This window comes from Acinetobacter sp. UBA6571 (assembly GCF_002434085.1).
Taxonomy (GTDB): Bacteria; Pseudomonadota; Gammaproteobacteria; order Pseudomonadales; family Moraxellaceae; genus Acinetobacter; species Acinetobacter radioresistens.
The window spans coordinates 21046-45394 of the sequence record NZ_DJJJ01000033.1 but is presented as its reverse complement, the minus strand read 5'-3'; the positions used below and the strand labels follow the sequence as shown (position 1 = coordinate 45394).

General features: G+C 43.3%; 21 protein-coding genes and 1 riboswitch. Of the genes, 9 read left to right on the top strand and 12 right to left on the bottom strand.

Features of this window, described 5'->3' with window-relative positions; all coding sequences use genetic code 11:
* Positions 1–5: 5 nt before the first annotated feature.
* Genes B3X18_RS06010 through trpA form a run of 4 tightly spaced genes read right to left on the bottom strand, consistent with a single transcriptional unit; the run spans position 6 to position 3980 of the window.
* Positions 6–1013, bottom strand: coding sequence for an SPOR domain-containing protein (locus B3X18_RS06010; RefSeq protein WP_005407027.1), 1008 nt, complete (start codon positions 1011–1013; stop codon positions 6–8).
* Complete coding sequence (folC, locus tag B3X18_RS06005; protein WP_286935181.1) at positions 1004–2287, bottom strand: bifunctional tetrahydrofolate synthase/dihydrofolate synthase; 1284 nt, start codon at positions 2285–2287, stop codon at positions 1004–1006. The genes B3X18_RS06010 and folC overlap by 10 nt, the downstream gene beginning before the upstream one ends.
* Positions 2284–3180, bottom strand: a complete 897-nt coding sequence (gene accD / locus B3X18_RS06000; protein ID WP_005018522.1) for an acetyl-CoA carboxylase, carboxyltransferase subunit beta — start codon at positions 3178–3180, stop codon at positions 2284–2286. The genes folC and accD overlap by 4 nt, the downstream gene beginning before the upstream one ends.
* The gene (gene trpA, locus B3X18_RS05995) at positions 3177–3980 is read right to left on the bottom strand and encodes a tryptophan synthase subunit alpha (protein ID WP_005407043.1); all 804 of its coding nucleotides are present in this window, start codon (positions 3978–3980) and stop codon (positions 3177–3179) included. The genes accD and trpA overlap by 4 nt, the downstream gene beginning before the upstream one ends.
* Positions 3981–4333: 353 nt before the next feature.
* Between trpA and B3X18_RS05990 the strand changes: the two genes are divergently transcribed.
* Positions 4334–5665, top strand: coding sequence for a Na+/H+ antiporter NhaC family protein (locus B3X18_RS05990; RefSeq protein ID WP_005021370.1), 1332 nt, complete (start codon positions 4334–4336; stop codon positions 5663–5665).
* A gap of 38 nt (positions 5666–5703) precedes the next feature.
* Here the strand turns inward: B3X18_RS05990 and B3X18_RS05985 are convergent, their stop codons facing one another.
* The gene (locus tag B3X18_RS05985; protein ID WP_005407037.1) at positions 5704–6729 is read right to left on the bottom strand and encodes an AraC family transcriptional regulator; all 1026 of its coding nucleotides are present in this window, start codon (positions 6727–6729) and stop codon (positions 5704–5706) included.
* A gap of 126 nt (positions 6730–6855) precedes the next feature.
* Between B3X18_RS05985 and B3X18_RS05980 the strand changes: the two genes are divergently transcribed.
* Positions 6856–7734 carry a metal-dependent hydrolase gene (locus B3X18_RS05980; protein WP_005407039.1) on the top strand — a complete coding sequence of 293 codons (879 nt, stop codon included), beginning with the start codon at positions 6856–6858 and terminating at the stop codon, positions 7732–7734.
* 74 nt (positions 7735–7808) lie between these two features.
* Here B3X18_RS05980 and B3X18_RS05975 read toward each other — a convergent pair whose 3' ends face one another.
* The 4 genes from B3X18_RS05975 to B3X18_RS05960 form a co-directional block, all read right to left on the bottom strand.
* Positions 7809–8804 (bottom strand): DUF2804 domain-containing protein, encoded by a 996-nt coding sequence (locus tag B3X18_RS05975; protein ID WP_005407029.1) that lies wholly within the window; start codon positions 8802–8804, stop codon positions 7809–7811.
* 279 nt (positions 8805–9083) lie between these two features.
* Positions 9084–9593 (bottom strand): DUF1543 domain-containing protein, encoded by a 510-nt coding sequence (locus B3X18_RS05970; RefSeq protein WP_005407019.1) that lies wholly within the window; start codon positions 9591–9593, stop codon positions 9084–9086.
* 264 nt (positions 9594–9857) lie between these two features.
* A complete protein-coding gene (trpB, locus tag B3X18_RS05965; RefSeq protein ID WP_005018505.1) occupies positions 9858–11087 on the bottom strand; it encodes a tryptophan synthase subunit beta in 1230 nt (409 codons plus the stop codon).
* A complete protein-coding gene (locus tag B3X18_RS05960; RefSeq protein WP_005407036.1) occupies positions 11071–11712 on the bottom strand; it encodes a phosphoribosylanthranilate isomerase in 642 nt (213 codons plus the stop codon). The genes trpB and B3X18_RS05960 overlap by 17 nt, the downstream gene beginning before the upstream one ends.
* Before the next feature lie 145 nt (positions 11713–11857).
* Positions 11858–12062: riboswitch (cobalamin riboswitch) on the top strand.
* A 39-nt stretch (positions 12063–12101) separates the two neighbouring features.
* Here B3X18_RS05960 and B3X18_RS05955 point away from each other — a divergent pair.
* The 3 genes from B3X18_RS05955 (at position 12102) to B3X18_RS05945 (ending at position 15370) form a co-directional block, all read left to right on the top strand.
* Positions 12102–13934 (top strand): TonB-dependent receptor plug domain-containing protein, encoded by a 1833-nt coding sequence (locus B3X18_RS05955; RefSeq protein WP_034429097.1) that lies wholly within the window; start codon positions 12102–12104, stop codon positions 13932–13934.
* A 99-nt stretch (positions 13935–14033) separates the two neighbouring features.
* The gene (locus B3X18_RS05950; RefSeq protein WP_034688819.1) at positions 14034–14612 is read left to right on the top strand and encodes a cob(I)yrinic acid a,c-diamide adenosyltransferase; all 579 of its coding nucleotides are present in this window, start codon (positions 14034–14036) and stop codon (positions 14610–14612) included.
* A gap of 44 nt (positions 14613–14656) precedes the next feature.
* Entirely contained in the window at positions 14657–15370 is a 714-nt protein-coding gene (locus B3X18_RS05945) for a glycerophosphodiester phosphodiesterase (RefSeq protein ID WP_005407020.1), read from the top strand.
* Positions 15371–15379: 9 nt separating this feature from the next.
* On the opposite strand, the gene B3X18_RS05940 is transcribed toward B3X18_RS05945, so the two are convergent.
* The gene (locus B3X18_RS05940) at positions 15380–15913 is read right to left on the bottom strand and encodes an META domain-containing protein (protein ID WP_034688817.1); all 534 of its coding nucleotides are present in this window, start codon (positions 15911–15913) and stop codon (positions 15380–15382) included.
* Between the two features lie 196 nt (positions 15914–16109).
* Here B3X18_RS05940 and B3X18_RS05935 point away from each other — a divergent pair, with 196 nt between their 5' ends.
* Both B3X18_RS05935 and B3X18_RS05930 read left to right on the top strand, forming a co-directional pair.
* The gene (locus B3X18_RS05935) at positions 16110–17273 is read left to right on the top strand and encodes an acyl-CoA desaturase (RefSeq protein WP_005018486.1); all 1164 of its coding nucleotides are present in this window, start codon (positions 16110–16112) and stop codon (positions 17271–17273) included.
* Between the two features lie 173 nt (positions 17274–17446).
* A complete protein-coding gene (locus B3X18_RS05930; protein ID WP_005021353.1) occupies positions 17447–18889 on the top strand; it encodes a protein adenylyltransferase SelO in 1443 nt (480 codons plus the stop codon).
* Between the two features lie 335 nt (positions 18890–19224).
* Here the strand turns inward: B3X18_RS05930 and B3X18_RS05925 are convergent, their stop codons facing one another.
* Both B3X18_RS05925 and baeS read right to left on the bottom strand, forming a co-directional pair.
* Positions 19225–19911 carry a response regulator gene (locus B3X18_RS05925; RefSeq protein WP_005018483.1) on the bottom strand — a complete coding sequence of 229 codons (687 nt, stop codon included), beginning with the start codon at positions 19909–19911 and terminating at the stop codon, positions 19225–19227.
* A gap of 12 nt (positions 19912–19923) precedes the next feature.
* Positions 19924–21591: a sensor histidine kinase efflux regulator BaeS gene (gene baeS / locus B3X18_RS05920; protein ID WP_005021351.1), complete on the bottom strand. Its 1668-nt coding sequence runs from the start codon at positions 21589–21591 to the stop codon at positions 19924–19926.
* 130 nt (positions 21592–21721) lie between these two features.
* On the opposite strand from baeS, the gene B3X18_RS05915 reads away from it, so the two are divergent.
* Positions 21722–22129 carry a hypothetical protein gene (locus tag B3X18_RS05915; RefSeq protein ID WP_005021349.1) on the top strand — a complete coding sequence of 136 codons (408 nt, stop codon included), beginning with the start codon at positions 21722–21724 and terminating at the stop codon, positions 22127–22129.
* A gap of 310 nt (positions 22130–22439) precedes the next feature.
* Entirely contained in the window at positions 22440–24242 is a 1803-nt protein-coding gene (locus B3X18_RS05910) for an acyl-CoA dehydrogenase C-terminal domain-containing protein (RefSeq protein ID WP_034671055.1), read from the top strand.
* The last annotated feature ends 107 nt before the right edge of the window (positions 24243–24349 follow it).

Genomic DNA, 24349 nt, shown 5'->3' with positions numbered 1-24349 from the left:
TAGGATTAGCGTTTATCGAGTGGTACCCAGTCAATAACCCAAGCAGATTTCATATTCAGGCTGGCATCATTAACAATTTTTTTACGTGCTTCATCTGCCGTGTCCCGGTCTTTAGCCGGTCCGACCATAATCCGGATTCCTTTAGAAGTTGGGCTACGGGTAACTTTATAGCCTTTAGCACGTAATTTGGAGACAATGGCATCTGCATTAGCTTCATTAGCTGCCAGAGCCACCTGGACCATCCACTGCCGGTCATCATCTCCTTCCTCCAGTAATTTACGAGCTTTTTCAGCTTCGGCTTTTTTCTTGGCCTCTTCCTGAGATTTTTTCCTTTCAGCTTCAGCTTTTAAGTTTTTTTCCTCGGCAGCTTTTTTCTCTGCTGCTTTACGTTTTTGCTCTTCTTGGGCCTTTTTCTCTGCTGCCGCTTTGCGTTCTGCCTCAGCCTTTTGTTTGGCCTCTAGCTCACTGCGCTTTTTTTCAACCACCTGACGCTCAGCTTCCTGCTTGCGCTGAGCTTCCTTTTTCTGAGCTTCTGACTGCTGTGCGTTCAGAGTATTCTGTGGTTTATTTTGTGTATTAGGCGCTGATTTAGCTTTCTCATCAACCAGTTCAGGTGGAATATTATCTGAACTTTCCTGATTTCCATTACGCAAGGCATTTAACGTTGCATATTCCTCAGCAGCTTTTCTTGCAGCCTCTGCTTCGGCCTGTTGTTGCATTTGTAAAAATTCTGCAGCACGTGCTTCCTGTTCGGCAACTGCTCTCTCACGCGCGCGACGTTGCTCCTCAAGCAGACGCTTTTCAGTTTCGACATCTACAGCTAAAGGTTGTAGCTGAACCAGATCTTGGTTAGCAGGATTTTTACGCTGTTGTTGTACTTGTTCAGTTGGGGGAATCTGAACATGTTTTTGGTCAATTTCTTCTTTACCCTTTAAGAGTAATGCTGCCAATAAAACACCACCACCTAATAAAACAACGCCTCCCATCCAGCGCTGTTTGCTATTCATTGACATTCTTCCAGATACTCCCAAACCGCTTCTAAGGTATGAAACGAACCGCAAACCAAAATCAGCTGGTGCTGTTGAGCTTCGGCCACTGCCGAGTGAAATGCTTCTTGCACACTGCTGAACTGTTTAACTGTCTCTTCCTGTAATGCAAAGCCAAGCTGCTCCAAAGAAGCTGCACGCGGTACGGTTAACGGGGCAATATTCCAACTTAAAACAGCAGGTTTGAGTATATCCACCACGGTTTCAATATCTTTATCTGCCAACATTGAAAAGACAGTTATAATTTCCGTGTATTGTTTATTGTATTCTAGAAATTTTCGCAATTGCTTTAACAAAAATTCTACACCATGAGGATTATGTCCTGCATCTAAAATTATAGTGCGATCCTGCAATTTACGTATTTCAAAACGCCCCGGCAGGCGAGCTTTTTGAATGCCCTGAGCAATAGCAGTCTGAGTAACATCAAGGCCACTCAGCAGAACTGCCGCAACAGCCAGCGCAATATTTTCCAGTGCCAGTGAGCCGACTGGCAATTTCACGGTCAGGCCCGATGAAGCAAAAAACCAGTACTGTCCATCTTCACTATATTTAAAGAAATAATCCCGATTAGCGGTATATAGCGTTGCCTGCGAACTTTCGGCTTTTGTCTGGATGGCTTGAGGCAGAGTCTGTAAACCACCAAATACTACAGGAATACCGGGACGGATAATCCCGGCCTTTTCATAGGCAATTTTTTCAATAGTATCACCTAACCAGTCAGTATGATCGAGTCCAATATTGGTAATGACAGCAATATCCGGATCAACCACATTAACCACATCGAGGCGTCCACCTAACCCGACTTCTAGTACCCAGACATCACATTGCTGCTGCTTAAAGATTACAAAAGCGGCCAGTGTAGTGGCTTCAAAAAAAGACAGGCTCAGTCCACATTCACGGCGGGCCTGATCTACAGCTACAAACGCATTGATCAGGGTCTGGTCATCAACTTCCTGACCAGCCAGTTTGACCCGTTCATTAAAACGGTAAATATGAGGAGATTGATATAAACCCACCTTATAACCCTGCGCGTTGAGAATTGCGGCCAGAGTGGTGGTGGTTGATCCCTTGCCATTGGTACCAGCGACAGTAAATACCTTGGCAACAGGTTGGGTGACTTCCAGTTTTTCAGCAACAGGGATGACCCGTTCAAGACCTAAATCAATCCCTGTAACGTGAACATGGCTCCAATAATCGAGCCATGTGTTTAATGTATCGGTTGCATATGGAGCATTGTTCAAGGCAAGTTCATCAGTTTAGCTACAATGCGATATACAGTATCACGTAATGCATGACGGTGGACAATCTGATCGACTACACCATGATCAAGCAGGTATTCAGCACGCTGGAACGGCTCTTCAAGCTTTTCTCGAACAGTTTGCTCAATAACGCGTTTACCGGCAAAACCAATCATGGCTTTAGGCTCAGCAATATGTACATCGCCCAGCATAGCTAGAGATGCAGTAACACCACCATATACTGGATGAGTCAAGACCACCACATAAGGTAAACCTGCATCCTTAAGTCGCTGGATCGCTGCAGAAGTACGAGCCATCTGCATAAGAGACAACATCCCTTCTTGCATACGGGCACCACCTGAAGCTGCAAAACAGATCAGCGGCTGACGTTGTGCGATTGCTCGCTCAGCGGCCTGCACAAAGCGGTCGCCCACAACCGTACCCATGGAACCGCCCATAAAATCAAACTCAAAGGCACAAGCCACCAGCGGAAGATTTTTAAGCGTACCCTGCATGACAATCAGAGCTTCACTTTCACCGGTCTTATCCTGTGCTTCACGCATACGCTCCGGATAAGGACGACTGTCGACGAAATGTAATGGATCTTTAGCAGTAAATTCCTGGCCAAGTTCAGCTGTGACCTGATCCAGGAACCAAGTCAGGCGTTCGCGGGCCTTCATACGCAAATGTTCATCACATTGTGGACAAACATAGGCATTAAAAGACATAGCCGTACGTGTAACCAGGGCATGACATTCCGGGCACTCAATAGTTGGCTCGGTAAAGGTGGCTTTTAAAGCCTGCTGTTCGTCAGGTACCTCAATACCCGGAACTGAACGTTCCGTCCATGGTGTTGGTGTACTAAGGATTTTCCCTGGTTTCACTTCTTGATTCATACTAATTCATCGAGCGCTGCTCGAAGCTCCTTGACTTTATTGACCGTTTGCTCAACGGCTTGTTCTGGGGCCAAAGTTGCAAAAGTTTTTACAAAAGCGCTTCCCACAATTACTGCATCTGCCACACTGCCCATTGCTTTTGCAGAAGCCGCATCGCTAATTCCAAAGCCTACTCCGACTGGAACATCAGTGGCTTTTTTGATTTTTTCGATACGTTCTGCAGCTGCAGTGACATCCAGACTGGCAGCTCCAGTTACACCTTTGAGCGAAACATAGTAAATAAAGCCACTAGCCTGTTTTACTACGTGCTGAATACGCTGGTCGGTTGAAGTCGGAGCAAGTAGGAAGATCTGATCCATCTCATGCTGTTTCAGGATCGTCACCAGACGATCAGATTCTTCAGGCGGCAAGTCGACTAGCAATATGCCATCTACACCACAAGCTTTGGCTGTTGAAACAAACTGCTCATAGCCAATTACTTCGACCGGATTCAGATAACCCATAAGTACGACCGGTGTTTCCTGATCTGTCTCACGGAATTCTTTTACCATATTCAGTGCATCTAGCGTATTGGTTCCGCCTGCCAGTGCCCGCTCTGCAGCCAAAGCAATGACTGGACCATCTGCCATTGGATCTGAAAATGGCAACCCGAGTTCAATTACGTCTACCCCTGCTTCCACCATGCGATGTAACAGCGGGACTGTTACATGCGGTACTGGATCACCAGCCATCACATAAGAAACCAAAGCTTTACGCTGTTGTGATTTAAGCTGCTCAAAACGGGTGGCTAAACGTGACATAGGGTTGTGCATTCCTTGAATCATTGAAAACTGAGAATTTGGTTTTGTAGAAATACAAGACGCTGCATTGTAACGCTATTTTTTACTCAATAGATAGAGCAAGCAAGCAGCGCATTGTGGCGATCTATTCCAGAACAACCCGAGGTCTACATTTATCAATATTTTCGTTTTTTTCTCAATGATCAAAGCTTCCTATTTTTGGGCTGTCTGAAATGAACTTAAATGAGTTAGACCTAATTTTTACAGCCTTTATTTTTTATATTTTGCAGTTTTCCTGCACGGTTGTTTAAATTTACTGAAATATTGAAACCTGCCTTATACTATAAGGGTTTTCTTATTCTCTCTTATACTTTATGACCTCCGACCTTTCTAGCAAGGTGCAGGCTCGCGTGCTTGCACTGCTTCCGCTTATTGTATTTTTGGCCATCTTTTTAGGCAGTGGTATTTACCATTCAATTATCGGAACCGAATTTGCCTTTTATCAAGTTAAAGCTCCTGTTGCAGCCCTCCCAGCGATTATTCTTGCATTGCTGATCTATCGCGGCCAGATTAATGAAGCTATTGAAGAATTTCTAAAAGGTGCCAGTCATCCGAACCTGATTCTCATGTTCATGGTGTTTATGTTTGCAGGAGCTTTTGCCAGTGTTTCCAGTACTATTGGCAGCGTAGATGCAACCGTACAGCTCGGACTTTCTATTATTCCGCCTTCTTTTGTTTTACCCATGCTGTTTATTATTTCAGCTTTTATCGCTACGGCGATGGGCACCTCAATGGGAACAATTGCTGCCTGTGCACCCATTGCTTTTGGATTTGCCCAAGTTACCGATATTGAAGTGGTTTACGCCATTGGTGCAGTGGTAGGTGGCGCAATGTTCGGTGATAACCTTTCAATGATTTCAGATACTACAATTGCCGCTACCCGTAGTCAGAATGTTGAATTGCGCGATAAGTTCCGGGTGAATGTCTGGATTGCCGTCCCCGCTTCGGTAATTACTTTGATGATCTATATTCTAACCACGCATGACTCCCAGACCATTGAGCATACTTCTTATAATTTATGGCTCATTTTACCGTATCTGGCTGTTTTCTTGCTGGCTTTTAGCCGTTTGCATGTTTTGGTTACTTTAGGTACAGGAATTTTGCTTTCAGGTCTTATCGGTTTGTTTGTACAGCCTGAATTTAATCTATTGAAGCTAAACACTGCAATATATGACGGTTTTGTCGGCATGTTTGAAGTTGCCTTGCTGTCTATGTTTTTAGGCGGTTTGTCTGCCATCATGCAAAAGGAAGGCGGACTGCAGTGGCTGATTGAGCGGATCTATAGCGTTACGCGTCTATTCAGGATTAGCCGTGAACGGGCCGGTGAACTGGGGGTCAGTTTTCTGGTAGTTTTCTCCAATCTGTTTGTGGCAAATAATACCGTAGCAATTATCCTTTCAGGTGACATGGCACGTGAAGTCAGCAAAGAATATGGACTTGATCCAAAACGTGTGGCTGCTCTAATGGATATTTTTTCTTGTGTTGTTCAGGGTCTGATTCCTTATGGAGCTCAATTGCTATTGGCCTGCTCCATTGCCAAACTGTCGCCTGTTGAGCTGCTTGGCCATATTTATTACTGCTGGGTCTTGGCAATTTTTGCCATCCTCTCCATCCTGTTCCGTTATCCACGCCTGAAAACAGTCTGAATCAGCCTATATTGTAAACAGTTATTATATAAATGGTCTCATTGCTGTGCTCTACGAAATGCCAGCAGTGTAGAGCCTCTCACCCGTTTATAGGCGCGTGCTAATGCTGACTGGTCTGAATAGCCCAGTTGCTCAGCAATCCGGTTTAGACTTTCATTTTGTACCAGTAATAGCTCACAGCGCTTCATCGTCTGCAGATCTACAATTTCCTTAAAGGAAGTATCCTGCTTTTTTAAGGCACGCTGTAGACTTCGCACAGACAGATGCAACTCGTCTGCAATCCACTCCAGTAAAGGTGCCCGTTGCTGCTGTTTCAGATATTCACCTACAATCCAGTGAATTTGCTGGGTAAGATCCTGCGCTGTCGCTTTAGAGGCCAGTGCTTCTTCTGCCTGCCTGACCAGCAACTGTATAAGGGTAGAATCTGCCTGATATGGCCGGCTATTTAAACTTTCCCGTGCAAAAGTAATAGCATAATAAGGCTGCTGAAACTTTAGCGTACACTGAAAAAACTTCTGGTAATTCAGTAAGGAAACTTTTGGAAAATGGACAAACTCCACAGCCTGTAAAAAAAGCTGCTGTTCAGGGATGATCTGACGGGCCAAATGTACCATTGCAGCCAGAGTCAGTTCGCATAATACCGTCATCTGCTCATCAACCAAAGGCCAATAGAGGCGGATTTTATTTTTATATTCGGTAATATGCAGAGGTAATACCTGCTCACTGTCAATCACTAAACGATGAAACCGCATCACGTATTGAATTGCCTGTGCCAAGGTAGCGCTATTGGAAGCCATATAGCCTAGTACACCGAAATTTGCCGGACTAATACAGTAGGCCATATCGAGTACCAGATTCGGAAGCGACCACTGTTGCCGGCTTACCTCAATCAAATCAAGAAAAAACTGCATGTCTGACTGGGTATCAATCGGCAGACTTAAAATATGCTCAAGCTGTTGCTGCTGTTCAGCAGATAAGTCCAGCTGGCACCAGTTCAGGTTTTTGCTCTGCAAGCAGGTTTTCCATAAATGAAAATAACCATTTGATATTTTGAATACTGACATGTGCAGCTTAATCCATTAACTGTCCTGCTGTCGTAAAAAGTATAAAAATTGGCAAGAACTGTCAAAACAAAAGCGATAAAGCCCGGCATACTGAACAGTATAAATGGCTATATGAAGTAAAATAATATGAATGCAGTAGTCCAGTATCAAGCCCGTCCGGTGGTGCGCTCTCACCTGAATTTCAAACTGAATGAAATACCACGTTTCTGGTTTGGCGGTGATCCGTTTATTACCCGTATGTTTGATGCATTAAGTCTGACCTTTCCTGATGGTGAGCGTTATTTTATTCAGAGTGTACGCCTGTTTCGTGATCAGATTACTGACCCTGAGCTGAAGAACCGGGTGGCTGATTTTATCCGTCAGGAAGCACAGCATGGAATTGCCCATGATCAGATGAACCAGCTCATGAAAGCACAGGGTATGCCCGTAGACCAGTTTATTCAGCGTTTAACCAGAATTTTCAAATTTGAACTCGAGCAGCGTTCTCCTGAATATAATATTGCCATGACTGCTGCTGCCGAGCATCTCACCGCGTTAATGGCCGAGACTTTTTTTGCATACAAATCAACTTTAAAAGATGCGCATCCCTATGTCCGTGCTCTGTTTGCCTGGCATGCTATTGAAGAAATGGAACATCGTGATGTTGCATTTGATGTCATGCATGACATCGCCAATGTGCCAGAAATGACCCGTAAATTTACTTTAGCGTGGACTACCGGCCTGATGTTTGGTTTTACTCTTTATCGTGCCAACGTCATGTTAAGGCATGACGGCTTTTCTGCCTGGCAACGCTTGCAGATGAATGTTCGGGGTTTACCCTGGTTTTTTGGCCGTCACGGTACATTAACACGTATAGGCAAACAGTACCGGGACTGGTTTAAAAAAGACTTTCATCCCAGCCAGCATCCTATTATTGCGCAATATGATGTATGGGTAAAAACACTAGAAGAAACGGGTGATCCGGTTCTGGCAGGAGAGGCTTTCTGGCAGGCAGCGCAAGACTGAAGCTATATATAAAAAATGGAAAGGCTGAGTCATCTTGGCCTTTTCATTTTTGAGTCACTATAAATAAGCGAACATTACCATTTTGCATAGTGCTGTTCTAATAAGCCATGTTCAAATAGAAGTTCTATAGTTTCATCCTGTTCAGTCCGGATTGTTCCACTTATTTTTGCCTGCCATTGGCTAAACTGGCTTCCTACCATTCGTAAGTTAATACTTTCATAACGGCGCCAGCTGGTCTGGACCACCAGATTTAAACGCTGATCTAATGCGCGGATACTCCAGCTTTTGTCATCAATCGGTTCAAATAATACATCACTTAAAGCAAAAAGCTCACCATTAATCCAGAGCGAGTTTTCATTACCAAAGCTTTCATTCACCCCAGAGGCCAGATTCAATCCAATCCGCCGTTTTTTAGCATCCCAGAAATTGCATGACAGCCAGTACCAGGCAGTTTCCGGTCTTAGAAAACCACAGGTGTCATCCAGTGAAGCGAAACTGGTTTCATTAAACTGAATGGTCTGTTTCTGTTTATTAACAAAATAACCTTCTACGGCCAAGGTGGTCAGTTTCTGGGTATAAGTCCACCCATTAATTCCATTTGGACTACACAAACTCAAGGGCTGGGTACCGGCACAAAACATTCGTGCACTTAATTTAATTTCGCCATGTCTGGTTATACGGATATAACGCACCCCATTGGCATGCTGGATTTCAATTGCAAAGGGTGATTTGTAGAAATGACTCTGATTGTAAAGTGGTTGTTCATCCAGATGGGTTCTATAGCCAAAAGGCTGAATTGCATTCCACTGCTGCACCTGCTCATTTGCATGATCATAAATATAGAAAAAAGCATGTCCGGCCCAGCCAATATCAACAATTGCCAGACCAATTGAATAATGTTCATGCTGAATACTACAGAATTTAAACTTTTTATATTTTAGTTTTTTACGCCAGCCTTGAAGGACCTCCCCATAGGGTGTTTTGTACTCGTAGTGGTCAAGGCTGATACTACTCGGCAATTGAGAAAATCGCCCATAATGCGGCTGTCCATTTGCCTGAATCAAATCCATTTTATTTCCCCTGCTCCCAAACCCAAACCCAAACCCAAACCCAAACCCAAGCTATATCAGCTTATTTAAGCTTTTTAAAAATTATAATCTGCCTACTAAGATCATTTTACTCTCTATATTTCCCTTTATTTTTTTGCTCATTTAAACCGTTTAAGGAGACTCTTCCATAAATTTCAAAACAATATAGAAAAAACACTGTTCAAGTATTAAACAGTTGGGTTTAACAGTCAATTATGCTTTTCCAGAAAATATCCAGAACTTCTTTTACCAATTTTTTGATTAAATGGTTAGATAGGTATTTTCCCAACAATTACCAAAAAAATTACCTTCTATCAATTGTATGTAACGGCCATAAACCTGATCAATCGCAATACAGTCATCAATATCTAATACGCGGTCTGTATGCTGTTTTTTCCAATGTCTGGCAAAATACTGCTTCCCCCGCTGTTTGGCTATCATATGGTTCTGTGCTACGACCAGTACATAACGATGCAGTTCCCCAAATTCCTGTGCATCGTAACCGCCAAGGTTAATTAAATAGAGTTTCTGTTCAGAAGCCTGAGGCTGAGCTTGGGTAAAATGGATCTGATAATTCTTTTCTTCAAACGTTATACCATTGATTTTAGCCCATGCATCTATGTGCAGGCCTTTCTGTTCTCCAAACCACGACTGCTTGAGTTGGGGGTAAACTTCTTCAAGTGTATCCCCGACTGCCAGCACCACATCATGTACTTCAGTATTGGCACGTGCATGTCGTCCGCCAAGCATAACAATAAATAGACTAGGCATTGATACTCCTGTCAAAATATCTATAGATGAGCTGTATTGGCCATAATTTTATCCTGTCTTGATAAAATCGAGCCAACCAGAAAAAGATCTTATATTTTTAGCAATCAATCATTGAAATACCAAGTTATATTAATAGCCACTCTACTTATAAATATTTTTAATATTCTAAAATTGATAAAAGCATTAATTGATCTGATAAATAAAAAAATCGTGCTGGAGTTTAATCCAGCACGAGCTATTTTAGGTGTATGAAAAGATGGAGAATTACATCTCAACCATTTCTACACCGTCAATACGGGCAACAGTCATCAGGTCTTTGTCACCACGTCCTGATACGGTTGCAATGATAATCTGGTCTTTTGACATGGTCGGTGCCAGCTTGGAAACGTAAGCCATAGCATGTGAGCTTTCCAGTGCAGGAATGATTCCTTCAATCTGGGTCAAATCACGAAAACCTTGTAAGGCTTCTGTATCATTGATGGGCACATAATTCACACGTTTCATGTCTTTTAGAAAACTGTGTTCCGGCCCTACTCCCGGATAATCCAGACCTGCCGAAATAGAATGGGTTTCAATAATCTGGCCCTGTGCATCTGACATCAAATAAGTACGGTTACCATGCAATACACCGACATGACCAGCATTCAATGGTGCTGAATGTTTGCCTGTCTCGATACCGTGTCCTGCGGCCTCTACACCATACATCTGGACATTTTCATCATTTAAAAACGGATAAAATAGTCCCATAGCATTAGAGCCGCCTCCTACACAGGCAACCAGTGCATCGGGTAAACGTCCGGCCTGCTCCTGAATTTGACGACGGGCTTCACGGCCAATAATCGACTGAAAGTCACGAACCAGTTGTGGATATGGATGCGGACCCGCTACTGTACCAATTACATAATAAGTAGAATCGACATTGGTAACCCAGTCACGCATGGCTTCATTCATGGCATCTTTGAGTGTCTTAGAGCCACTTTCTACCGGTACTACAGTCGCACCCAGCAAACGCATACGGTACACGTTCATGGCCTGTCGTTTAACGTCTTCTGCGCCCATATAAACGATACATTCCATTCCCAGACGTGCTGCAATCGTAGCGGTAGCTACTCCATGCTGCCCGGCGCCAGTTTCTGCAATAATCCGTCTTTTACCAGAAAGCTTGGCAAGCAGAGCCTGTCCGATCGTGTTATTCACCTTATGAGAGCCGGTATGATTCAAGTCTTCACGTTTCAGATAAATCTGCGCACCACCTAATTCTTTCGACCATCGCTCAGCATAATATAAAGGACTAGGACGACCTACATAGTAGGCAAGATCACGGTCGAATTCTGCCAGAAACTGCTCATCATTTTTCATGCGGTTATATAGATTTTCTAAATCTTCTAAAGCCGCCATCAGCGTTTCTGACACAAAACGTCCGCCATGGATACCAAAATGCCCACGGGCATCCGGGTACCGGGTGTAGTCAATCACATTATTTTGCTGATCCACGTTGGACTCCTTGCATAAATCGTTCAATGAGTTGCTGGTCTTTAATACCTTTTGCGGACTCTACGCCTCCGCTGACATCTACCGCAAATGCTCCGGTAGTCTGAATAGCTTCTTCAATATTTTCAGGCGTTAAACCGCCTGCCAGGATTAAAGGTACATCGATTTTAGGAAATTTTGACCAGTCAAACTGGTGTCCTGTACCACCTTTAAGTACAGGATGCCAGGCATCCAGTAATACAGCACTTGCACCTGCCTGCTGATAATGACTGATCTGGGCCAATATATCCAGATCAGGTTTGACCTGAATTGCTTTATACCAGCGCCGTTTAGCCTGCTCTGCAATATTCTGGCACTGTTCAGGCGTTTCATCACCATGAAACTGAAGCACATCTAATGGAATGTCATGCAGTACCTGACAGACATCACTTGCAGTAGCATTAACAAATAGTCCAACAATCTGGACATAAGCAGGTATATGTTTTATCAGATTTTTAGCCTGTATGATATTGACATATCGGGGGCTTGGTGCATAAAACACCAGCCCGATAGCATCTGCACCCGCCTCAACAGCGGCCTGAATATCAGAAGTTCGGGTAATTCCACAAATTTTAGCACGGGTACGCATACAATTCTGGCTCTTAGACTGCCTGGTTTATAGTTCATCTATAAATATGACGGGCCATTCATTGTAATGCAATTTTTTTGGCTTGCGTAAAGTTCATCCTGAATATTCTTGATATGGATTGTTTAATTGACAGGCAAACTTTATACTGCGCGCGATTGCAACAAGTCTAGCTTAGAGCTTTAGGGAAGTTGGTGCAAATCCAACACTGCCCCCGCAACGGTAAAATGAACCGCATATTATTTAAGTTTTAACTTACGCCACTGCATAAAGTGTGGGAAGGCGAATATGCCAATATTGCAAAGCAATATTTATATTTGAGTCCGGAGACCTGCTTGTTGCGCCTGTCAACTCAATCATTCACGGGGGGTGAATGTATGGAGCATAAAGTCATGTCTATTTTATTTCAACCTACCCGTCTGGTAGGGGCTATCGCTATTGCGATGGGGTGTTCTCCTGCCATTTTTGCTGAAGATACAACGATATCGGCTCAACTTGACCCAATTGTAGTGACTGCGTCAAAAAGTGCTGAAAAAGCGAGTGAAGTTCCCGCTCGAATTACGATTATTGAACCTGAGGTTCTTGAACAGTCACCCATCGCATCTTTACCACAATTATTACAGACAGATGCTGCTATCAATATGGTACAAAGCGGAGGTTATGGCCAACTTGCAGAGATTTATCTAAGAGGTACAGAATCCGACCATACTCTTGTATTACGAGATGGAATTCGGCTAAATAATGCATCTTCAGGAAGTGCAAGTCTTGCATTTATTGATACCACAGATATTCAGCAGATTGAAGTACTAAAAGGACCAGCCTCTGTTTTATACGGTACTGATGCAATTGGTGGTGTTATTCAACTTGTATCAAAAATACCAGAAAAAAATAGTGCCTTTATAACAGGTGAAGTTGGGGAAAATAAAACTTATAAAGCAGTTATTGGTGCCGATTTATATGAGGAAGGTTTTTACGCTCAAATTCGTGGACAACGTTTAGAATCTGATGCAACTAAAGTAACTAACCAAAAAACTGATACGACTGACACTGCATCCTTTGATCAAAAAGGTTTTAGTACAAAGATTGGAGTTAAGCAGAAAGATTACGGTATTTCTGTTGACTATAGTCATAATGAAGGTTCAAGTCTTTATGATGCGTACACATTTAATGGCGCATTACTAAAACAAGACTTCGAAAATGAAATTATTAATTTACGCAGTCGTTTAAATGTAGCAGATAACTTCGAATTAAATACTCGTTTATCTCAATTTAAAGATGAAGTTAATCAAAAAGATTCTGCTGACTTTGTTCATAGTAAAACTCAAGAACTAGAATTATATAGTAAATGGAATTTTTTACCGCAACAAATACTTTTAACTGGCGTTACCCACCGCTCACTGGACGGAGATATTCTCTCCTATGGAACGCCTTATAATGAGAATGTCGACTCTACAGGATACTATCTACAACATCAATTTAATGGTAGTAAATTAAATACTCAAGTTGGTGTTCGTATAGAAGATAATGAAAAATACGGCTCGCATACTGTTGGTCAGCTTGCTGCACGTTACCAACTTCTAGATAAAACAAGTATCTATACTAATATTGGCACTGCTTTCAAATCACCAACGCTTAATGAACTCTTTAACTCATTTAATGGCAACCCAAATTTAAAACCAGAAGAAAGTACATCTTATGAAATTGGTATAGATCAAAATCTACCATTAGGTTTTAAAACAGGTTTATCTGCTTATTATACTGAAGTTGAAGACCTTATAGGTTCAGTGAACTTCGGTAAATTAACCAATATTAATAAAGCAACTTACCAAGGCGGTGAATTTTATATTGGTTGGCAGAAAGAAGATCTATTTGCAAAAGCAACTTATAGCTATGTCAAACCTGAGAACGAAGAGACTCATCAGGATTTAAATCGCCGTCCTCGTCAAGGTTTGACCCTAACAACAGGTCTGCAAAATAAAATTTACGGCATCAGTGCTTCGCTCGTTGCAAAATCAAAATCGAAAGACTGGAATAGCAACTACCGCAATCCAGGATATGCAACAGTAGATGTTAATGCCTACTGGAATATGAATCCGAATATTAAACTGTTTACCAATATTCAAAATATTGGAGATGTCGATTATAAAACAGCTTATCAAGACCAAGGCTACTATTATGTAAATGGCGGCCGCCTAGCATCAGCCGGTGTTACATTCCGTTATTAATATTTGAACTCTAAAAAATATATTTAAAACAGCGCAGTTTATGGATAATGTTCTGACCGGCATTATCCTTTTTTATTGCTTTTAGTTTAAGGAAAACTTATGGGCCACCGTTTAAGTAAAATTTATACCCGTACAGGCGACTCAGGTACTACCGGCCTTGGAGATGGCTCACGCGTCGCCAAGGATGATCTGCGTATAGACGCTTTAGGGAATGTGGATGAGTTGAATGCATGTATAGGCGTCTTACGTGCACAAATTGCAGTGAGTACAATTAAAGACAAAAGCTGCTGGGATAAATCTCTAAGTTTAATTCAACACTGGCTGTTCGACTTAGGGGGTGAAGTCTGTATTCCAAATTTCAACCTGCTACAACAAGTTTCAGTGGAATTTCTTGAAAAGGAAATTGACCGGATGAATGAAGATCTACCGATGTTAAAGGACTTTATCTTACCGGCAGGCACTTTAGCCTGTAGTTATGCCCATCAGGCACGTGCTGTTTGCCGTCGTGCCGAGCGCACCCTGATGTCTGTACATAGCCGTGACCAGAATATCCAACCAACGTCCTTACAACTTCTGAACCGTTTATCGGACTGGTTGTTCGTAGCTTCACGTGCCTTGCAACGGGCTGAGGGTGGCAATGAGGTTCTGTGGCAAAAAAATATAAATGACACAATTTAGGTTTATAATATTCAGTTAAGTTCAAAACTCGTTCGAGTTGTTTCATGAAAATTATTGGCCATCGTGGTGCCCGTGGTGAAGCTCCTGAAAATACACTAGGGGGCTTCCAGTATTTACGTGATTTGGGAGTTCGTGCTGTCGAGTTTGATGTACGGCAGCTCAAGGATAACTGTCTTACTGTTATTCATGATGATAACTTTCTGAGAACCGCAGGCTTACCTCACCCCCTGTATGAATGTGTTGAAAGTGATCTGGTACGTTATGACCATCGGCATCAGTGGGCCAACTGGCCTAAAACGGAAAACACGCCAAAATTACAGCAGGTGCTTAGTCTGCTAAATGACTTTGAGCATATTGAAGTTGAGATTAAACCAGTTACTACACTTCCAGAAGCAGAAAAACTGACACTGAGCCTGGAACAACAGCTACAGGGTCTAGAGCAACAGGTTACTATCACCAGCTTTGATGAAAAAGTCTTAAGTAGCTTGCAGCAGCAACGCAGCAGATTTAAACGCGGCCTTCTGGTAGAAGATGATATTAAAAGCAAGGCAATCGAAAAAGCCCATCATTTAGGCTGCTCGCACATTGGCTGGATGGACCAGTTGGCTACTCCTGAAATGATTCAACTGTCTCATTTAGCTCAACTGAATATTAGTGTTTGGACAGTCAACAGTATTGAGCGGGCAAAAGCCCTGCGTGATGCAGGGGTACAAGGTCTTATTACCGACATTCCCAAAACCATGCAGAGTCAGCTTTAAACCGGTTAGCTAGTTTTGCTCGGCCTGAATCAGAATCTGGCCAGTCCGGTCCTGCAAATACAGCTGCTTATTATTCAGCTGGAAACGGCTGACCCGCTCTAGAGCATCAGCCAGATCAGCTTCCTGTGCCAGTGCCTGATCACAACTCTGATGTCCTGCCTTAGCAGTCAAGTTCAGGGTTTTCTGGGTTGTATTAATGTCATAACGCCCAAAGACAGTATTACACCCTGTATGTCCGGTCACGGTTCTTGATACAGAGTTTAAACGGATAAAAGGTACCTGATTGAAAAATTTGGCTGGCTGGCTTTTAATTTTGACAATACGCCAATTTACATCCTGAACACCGTCACGGCTGAGCTGCTTAGATGACGCTTGAGTCACTACTTTCTGTTTTGAGACTGTGCGGGATTCTAGAGAAGTGGAAGGTTGTGATGACTGGCAGCCTGCAAGCCCAATCAAGAACATTAAACTGCCTGTAAACACGCTAAGCCTTAGATTCAAAAAGGTATATTTTTTAAACGCTTTATCAGTATATTTCTTCATATTGTACTCTGCTACTTACGCGTGAAAAACAAACATTCATTCTGTTACGGTTTAAGGTGTACAAGCGTACAATAATGCTAGTGAACAGCTGTACTCACATGTTAAGATGCGGGTCTTATGGCTATTTTTGTCAAAAAATAGCTGCGCTGTTTCGTTTTTGCCTTTGTTGCAAAGGCTTGTAGGAGCGTTACTGGAGATGAATAATCCTCCCCTAACCAAAGCCCCAATTAACTGGACCGCCAGTATTACTCTACTTGGGACTCCCATTGCTGCCGCTGTTCTGATTCCGCTTTACGCGTATCATCATGATTTTAGCTTAAGTGCATGGCTCAGCTTATTTTTCTTGTTAGCATTTAGTAGCTTAAGTATTACTGCAGGTTACCATCGGTTATGGGCGCACCGTGCCTATGAAGCCTCCCTGCCTTTAAAAATCCTCCTGATGATTGGTGGAACGTTTGCAGTACAAAATAGTATTTTATACTGGGCTTCTGGCCACCGTACCCATCATCGTCATGTTGATGATGTAGAAGAAGATCCGTATTCCATCAATAATGGTTTCTGGTATGCCCACTTGGGCTGGATGATTCGTGACTATCCGGCTGCAGCACCTAACTATAAAAATGCACCTGACCTCTTGAATGACAAACTGGTTATGTTTCAGCACAAGTACTATGTACCGCTGGTAATCGCCGTACATGTTGCAATTCTGGGCGGGATTGGCTGGGCTGTAGGTGATATCTGGGGAGTAGTTCTACTGGGTGGGTTGTTACGTCTGGTTCTAAGTCATCATGTGACTTTCTTTATTAACTCTCTTTGTCATATGTGGGGCAAACGTCCCTATACAGATGAAAATACAGCACGTGATAACTTCTGGCTGGCAATTGCTACCTGGGGTGAGGGTTATCATAACTATCACCACATTTTCCAGTACGACTATCGTAATGGTGTAAAGTGGTGGCAATACGACCCTACCAAGTGGCTCATCTGGAGCTGTTCAAAACTGGGACTTGCTAAAAATCTGCGCCGCATACCAAGCTTTAATATCAAGAAAGCTGAACTGGCAATGAAGTTTAAATATGCTGAACAAGATCTTGCTATCTACGGCCATGATGTGAATACAGATATTAGTACTGTTAAACAGCGGCTTGCTCAGGAATACGAAGCTTTTACTCATACATTAAATGACTGGGCTAAACTCAAGGAACAGGAGCTTCATGCCAAGAAAGCTGCTGTAGCAGAAAAAATCCACCAGATGGATAACCGCCTAAAAGGTGAATTCCAGCAGGTAGAGGAGCGTCTGGCTCATCACCGTAAATCGTTAGAAGAAGTTATGCGTGGCCTGAAAAAACAGACCACCTGATTTTTAAAACTTTAAAAAAGGCTAAAACCGGAAATGGGTTTTAGCCTTTTTTCTTTTAAAGCAGTTATGTTTTTAAGGTATTTGTATCCAATTCTTATCACGCCTTAACTAGTGCTAGGCAGGAACAGTAAATTTGTTATAGTAAATCTATATTTTTATTTGTCTGGTACCTTATGCAGTTTAATCCAAGATATTCTTCCCTCGACTCCCGACTTTATCATCAGCAACAGCCTGTACCATTACGAGGTGCCAAGCCGGGTCACTTTAACTTGCATCTGGCGGAAGAGTTGCAATGGACTGAAGAAGAAAAACAAAACTGGGTTGAAATTTGCAGCGGACAAAGAACGTTTCAGGAATGTTCGCCCTTAGCCATGGTCTATGCAGGACATCAGTTTGGGCAGTGGGCCGGACAACTTGGAGATGGCCGCGGCCTGCTGATTGCACAGGTACTTGACCGACAAGGCCAGACGATTGATCTTCATCTTAAGGGTGCAGGACCTACCCCCTATTCACGCATGGGTGACGGCCGGGCAGTATTGCGTTCGGTAATCCGCGAATATCTGGCTGGTCATGCACTTAATGCCTTGGGTGTACCATCTAGCAATGCCGTAGGTTTCACCAGTTCCACCCAGAATATACAGCGCGAGACATTGGAACCAGGTGCCATGCTACTGCGAACTGCTGATAGCCATATCCGCTTCGGACATTTTGAGTGGATTAACCAGTATGCTCCAGAGTTACTTAAAGATTTCACATATAAATGTATCGAGTGGCATTATCCGGATTGTCTGAAAACACAATTACCTGTACTGGCGTTTGCTGAAGAAGTGATTAAAAGAACTGCCAGCATGATCGCCAAGTGGCAACTGGTTGGTTTTGCCCACGGGGTGATGAATACCGATAATCTTAATATTACTGGCTCAACTCTTGATTTTGGTCCTTATGGCTTTATGGAGCGTTTCCGCCCGGGTTGGATCAATAACCACTCGGATTATCAGGGGCGCTATAGTTACCAGAACCAGCCAAGTATTGCCCACTGGAACTTATGGATCTGGTTAAATAACCTTATTCCTTTGGCTGAAGAAACCGACAAGGAACAATTCAAGGAAGAACTTGCCAAATGTCTGGAACAGTTTGAACCGACCTTTTTGGAACAGTATCAATTTGGTTTATGTCAGAAAATGGGCTTACCCGAATTCCATAAAGAGAGTATGGAATGTGGTATGGCCTTCTTAAGAATTCTGCAAAGTGAACAGTTGGACTACACTCACAGTTTTATCCGCTTACAGCAAAAGGAATATAAGGCTCTTCGTGATGACTGCCTCGATATCCGGCAGTTTGATACCTTCTTGACCCTATATCAGCAAATCCGTGAGCATCAAGATACAGATAAGCTGGATCAGGCCATGCAACAGGTTAATCCTCGCTATATTCTGCGTAATCACATGGCACAAAAAGCGATTGAACTGGCAGAACAGGATGACTTTTCTGAAGTAGACCGTTTATTCACCTTACTCAGTCAGCCGTTTGTTTTTCAGCCAGAAACCGAAAAACCGGAAGACCAGGCGCCTCTACCAAGTGATATACCCGAAATTATGGTTAGCTGCTCTTCATAGCTGAAACTGTAGAGGTGTGGATAAAATACATTTTATCCACACCTCTAATCCGGTTAGAGCCAACTAATTAGAAAAAATACAGGAAATTATAAGTATTTGTTCAGCAACTATTTCTCTAAAAACAATTTATCTAATGGGTTTTATAAGAAATAGAGTATTTGTCGTATAAAGACAAGAGAATAATATATGGCTAGCAGACTTATCATATTCTGCACCGCACTGATCATCAGACAACTTCTTAGCCTCAGCATCCACAGCCTCTAACCAGAGCTAATCAATAAAAAAGCGGATCATATGCTCTCCGCTTTTTAGTAAGAAAATTAAAGCTGTGCTATTTATTCATCTGGATATTCAAAACGATAGCCTACCCCGTAAACTGCCTGAATCCACTCATGGCGGTTACCAGTATTAGCTGCATCAGTGATTTTACGGCGCAGATTTTTAATGTGGCTATCAATCACACGGTCGGCTACATCAAAACTGTCAGGATTAATATGATCTAACAGCTGGGCACGTGAATATACCTGTCCCACGTGTTCTAAAAACAGCTCTAACAGGCGGAACTCTGTGGGTGTCAGATTCAAGGATTTCTGCTGATACCAGATACGCTGTTGCGCCTTATCGATTCTGAAAAGACTATTTTGTTCAGGTTCAGCCTTGCGGTCCAGACGGCGCAGTACCGCCTGTACACGTGCTACCAGCTCTTTAGGACTAAACGGTTTACAAATGTAATCATCAGCACCCATATTTAAGCCAAGTACACGATCAATTTCTTCAGTCCGGGCAGTGACCATAATAATAGGAATATCTGACTGTTCACGTACTTTTCGGCAAATAGTCAACCCATCCATACGCGGTACCATTAGATCCAGAATCATGAGACTTGGTTTGCGCTGAAGGAAATGGTCATAGGCTTCTTGCCCATCATGAAAGACGCTCACTTCAAAACCGCCAGCCTCAAGATAATCGCGTACCAGTCCAGCAAGTTCAACTTCATCTTCTACTAGCATGACATGCTTCATGAGTGTGCTTCCTTATATAGTGGTTAATTTGGGAAAAGTCAGCTTGCAACGCAAACCGCCGAGTGGTGAATGATGGAATGTTAATTCTCCGCCCATGGTTTGGGCAATTTTACAGGACAGGGCCAGACCTAATCCGGTTCCGCCGGTACTGCGCGTACGCGAATCATCTACTCGGTAAAAGCGCTCACCCAGACGTGACAGCTGCTCATCGCTGAGCCCAAATGGGCTGTCATCCACATACAGACTCCAATGCGTATCAGACTGTTCAGTATGAATACGGATTTCTCCACCACTTTCTGTATAGCGAATACTGTTTCCAAGCAAGTTGACCACAATTTGTTTGAATCGGTCTACATCCAATTGTAATTCAGCCTCTGTTCCCTCTGAGTGTACTGAGAGTCCTGCCTGTTCAAAGTTCGGCCGGAAGTTTTCAATTTCCTGCTGTACCACAGACCACGGATCAACATTAGAGAAATAGCACTTGAGCTGCTGGGCCTCGGCCTGGGCCAGATCCGCCAGATCTTTAGTAAGTTTTTTCAGACTGCTGACCTGACGCATCATGGCAGCAAGATGCTCAGGGGTAGCTTTTCGGATACCATCCTGCATGGCCTCAATCTGGGCCTGTAGTACCGCTAACGGTGTTTTCAACTCATGTGAAGTATCTGCAACCCATTGCCGGCGTGACTGCTCATGCTGGTCAAGAATAATTGCTAACTGGTTAATCTCATTGGCCAGATCACCTAACTCATCATTACGGCGAATTTTGACCTGATGCAGATAATTACCTCGAGTTAATTCCTGTGTGGCACGCAGCAGGCGTTGAATCGGCTTTTTAAAATAGGTTGCCATTAATATAGCGGCAATCAAACTGGCCAAAATGGTTAAGGCATATACTAAAAGCAGGTAGCGCTTCTGGTTACTGAAGAAATTAATACTTAAAGCATCATCCTGATCCAGTACAGGTTTTAAGCCCAGATAGCCGACTACCTGATTACCTACTACTATAGGACGATAAGATACTTCCTGATCAGAGGGCTCACCAACTACAAACTGTCGCTGGGCATCATACAGTGATAACCGCGAACTCAGCCCCAGACGGTCTGGCATAAAAATGAACCGTTTTTTACCAGCTTGAGCTTCTACGCTTTGAAGCGTAGAGGGATTGGTTTTCTTTTCCGGATTATGGGTCATGCTCTGGTTAGCACTTAACGGAAAACGCAGTCCTTCAAAAGGCTGATATTCGGAAGGTAAATTTTCTTCAATAAACCGTAGTTCTTCAGTATCCACCATTTTTTGCCGTAACTGTTCATTGGCCGGAAACTGGGGAGAGACATTCATCATAGAATGTTCTTGAAAATAACGCTGCTGCAAGGCAATATCGTATTGACGGCGCAGCCACCACCGCGAAAGACGGTCATAGTCGTCTGGTGCAGCCTCACCTTCAATCTGTAAAATCTGCGCCTGAATAGCATTACCCCAGTCCTGATATAAACCGTATACACCAGCCAGATTACTGATCAGAAGATCCAGCTTCTGCATTTCTACATCTGCCACATACTTGGCAAAGTTTTTCTGCATGGTCCAGTGCAATACCCCCAAGCTGAGCGTCGTAATGAATAACGTCGTAAACAGCACGGTCAGAAACAGGCGTAAGGCAATAGGAACTCGGCGGATCTTCAAAACAATTTCTCAATTTATTCTTCTGATTCATCATTGTAACCAAGCTCTGGCAAAAATACTCTTCATTGTTTCTACATCTTTATTATTTAATCTTAAGCTATTGGTAAATACAGTTGGCTCAGGAGTAATAATGAAATCTTTAATCAAGGCCGGATTATTGGGTACAGCGTTGACTGCTGTTATAGGCCTGACTGCCTGTCAATCCTCTACAGCTCCACAAGATAAACCACATCACCCAATGATGCACAAAGATGGTGATAGAGGCCATCATATGAAACGCCATCACCGGAATATGACACCGGAACAACGTGCAGAGTGGGATAAGCGCCGTGCTGAACGGCAGATGCATTATCAGCAGCTTCAGCAGGCCTGTGCAGGTAAGCCTGCCGGACAAACCGTTCAGCTCAAAATGGCCGACAAAACCATTGAAGGCACCTGTGAAATGCGCTTTAAGCCTAAACGGACAGCAACAGTGGCGCCCCAGCCTTCAACTGCTCAGCCATTAACACCGCAGCCTGCTGCTAAACCGGTAGCATGAAAGTAAAACTATTAAAGACACCTTTGGGTGTCTTTTTTATTTAATTCCTTGCCTCATACCATACATATTCCCTTACGATTTTGACTATTTGTGTCAGCTTAAAATAATAAAAACTGTTTACACTCAAACAGGTTAGATTTTTCAAGAGTCTTTTCTTTGACTTTACAGTCACCAACAATACCCCTTCGACGCTTGTGTGGTGGTGCAACTTATTGCACGATGTAAGCGTACAAATATATGTGTCGCTGCTGGCACGTAAATCGTTTATTAGGATTATAAATCTGGTTTAACCAGTATTGAGGAACCCGATATGCCACAATACAAAGCGCCCTTACGTGATATGCAATTTGTTCTGCATGAACTGTTAAATGCCGAAGAACATTATGCAAAATTACCGGCTTTTCAGGAAAATGTAAGCCGTGATTTAGTAGATCAGTATCTTGAAGCGGCTGCAGACTTTTGTGAAAACGAACTCTCTCCGTTAAACCAGATTGGTGACCGTGAAGGCTGTAGCTGGAATGATGGTGTAGTAACTACACCAACCGGCTTTAAAGAAGCTTATCAAAAATATATCGAACTCGGCTTCCCATCTCTTTCTGCTGAAGAGCAATACGGCGGTCAGGGCCTGCCAAACTCGCTGGGCATTGCTATTTCTGAGATGGTAGGTAGTTCTAACTGGGCTTGGGGCATGTACCCGGGTCTGTCTCATGGTGCAGTGCGTACTCTTGAGCATCATGGTTCTGATGAACAAAAAGAGACCTATCTGCCGAAACTGGTATCAGGTGAATGGACGGGTACCATGTGCCTGACCGAGTCACATGCAGGTTCTGATCTGGGTATTATTCGTACCAAAGCTGAACCAAATGCTGATGGCAGCTATGCAATCTCTGGCGAAAAAATCTTTATTTCTGCCGGCGAACACGACATGGCAGAAAATATTATTCATATTGTTCTTGCCCGCTTGCCTGGCGCGCCTAAAGGTACCAAAGGTATTTCCCTGTTTATTGTGCCAAAATTCAATGTGAATGCTGATGGTTCAGTTGGCGAGCGTAATGCCGTGCGTTGTGGTTCAATTGAACATAAAATGGGAATTCATGGTAATGCCACCTGCGTTATCAATTTTGATCGCGCAACCGGTTACCTGATCGGTCCTGAAAACCGCGGCCTGAACTGTATGTTCACATTCATGAACACGGCACGTATTGGCACGGCAGTACAAGGTCTGGCTGCATCTGAGTCAGCGTTCCAAGGGTCTATTGTATATGCAAAAGACCGTCTGGCGATGCGTTCGCTTTCTGGCCCTAAAGCCCCAGAAAAAGAAGCTGATCCAATTATTGTTCACCCGGCAGTACGTAACATGCTGATGACTCAGAAAGCATTTGCCGAAGGTGGCCGTGCACTGGTTTATCTGCTGGCCCAGCATGCTGATGTTGTTGAAAAAGGCGCAACTGAAGAAGAGCGTAAATTCTCCGACAATATCCTGTCACTTCTTACCCCAATCGCTAAGGCATTCCTGACTGAAACCGGTCTGGAAGCTGCAAATAAAGGTATTCAGGTGTATGGCGGTCATGGTTTCATTTCTGAACATGGTATGGAACAGATTGTACGTGATACCCGTATTGCCTGCCTGTACGAAGGAACTACTGAAATCCAGGCTCTTGACCTGCTAGGCCGTAAAGTGCTGGGCACTCAAGGCGCCATGCTGAAAGATTTCACCAAGATCATTCATAAATTTGCCGAAGCCAACAAAGACAATGCAGAACTTGCCGAGTTCATCGAGCCACTTGCCAAACTCAATAAAGAGTGGGGTGAGCTGACTATGCAAATTGGTATGAAAGCAATGCAAAATCCGGATGAAGTAGGTGCAGCAGCAGTTGACTACATGTACTTCTCGGGCTATGTAACACTGGCTTACCTGTGGGCACGTATGGCGCTTCTGGCTCAGCAGCAGCTGGCAGCTGGCAGTACAGAAGTTGATTTCTACAATGCCAAAATTACCACTGCACGGTTCTACTTCAAGAAAATCCTGCCACGTGTACGCTCACATGTTGACGTAATCGCAGGCGGCCTTGATTCACTCATGGCACTTGATGCTGAACATTTCGTCTTCTAACAAAACATTGTTATAGCAAGTTTTCATGGGAAAGGACTGCACAGCATTATTCTGGACAGTCCTTTTCTTTTATCAAATACTCAAAATCTGGTACGTAATCGGTTAAG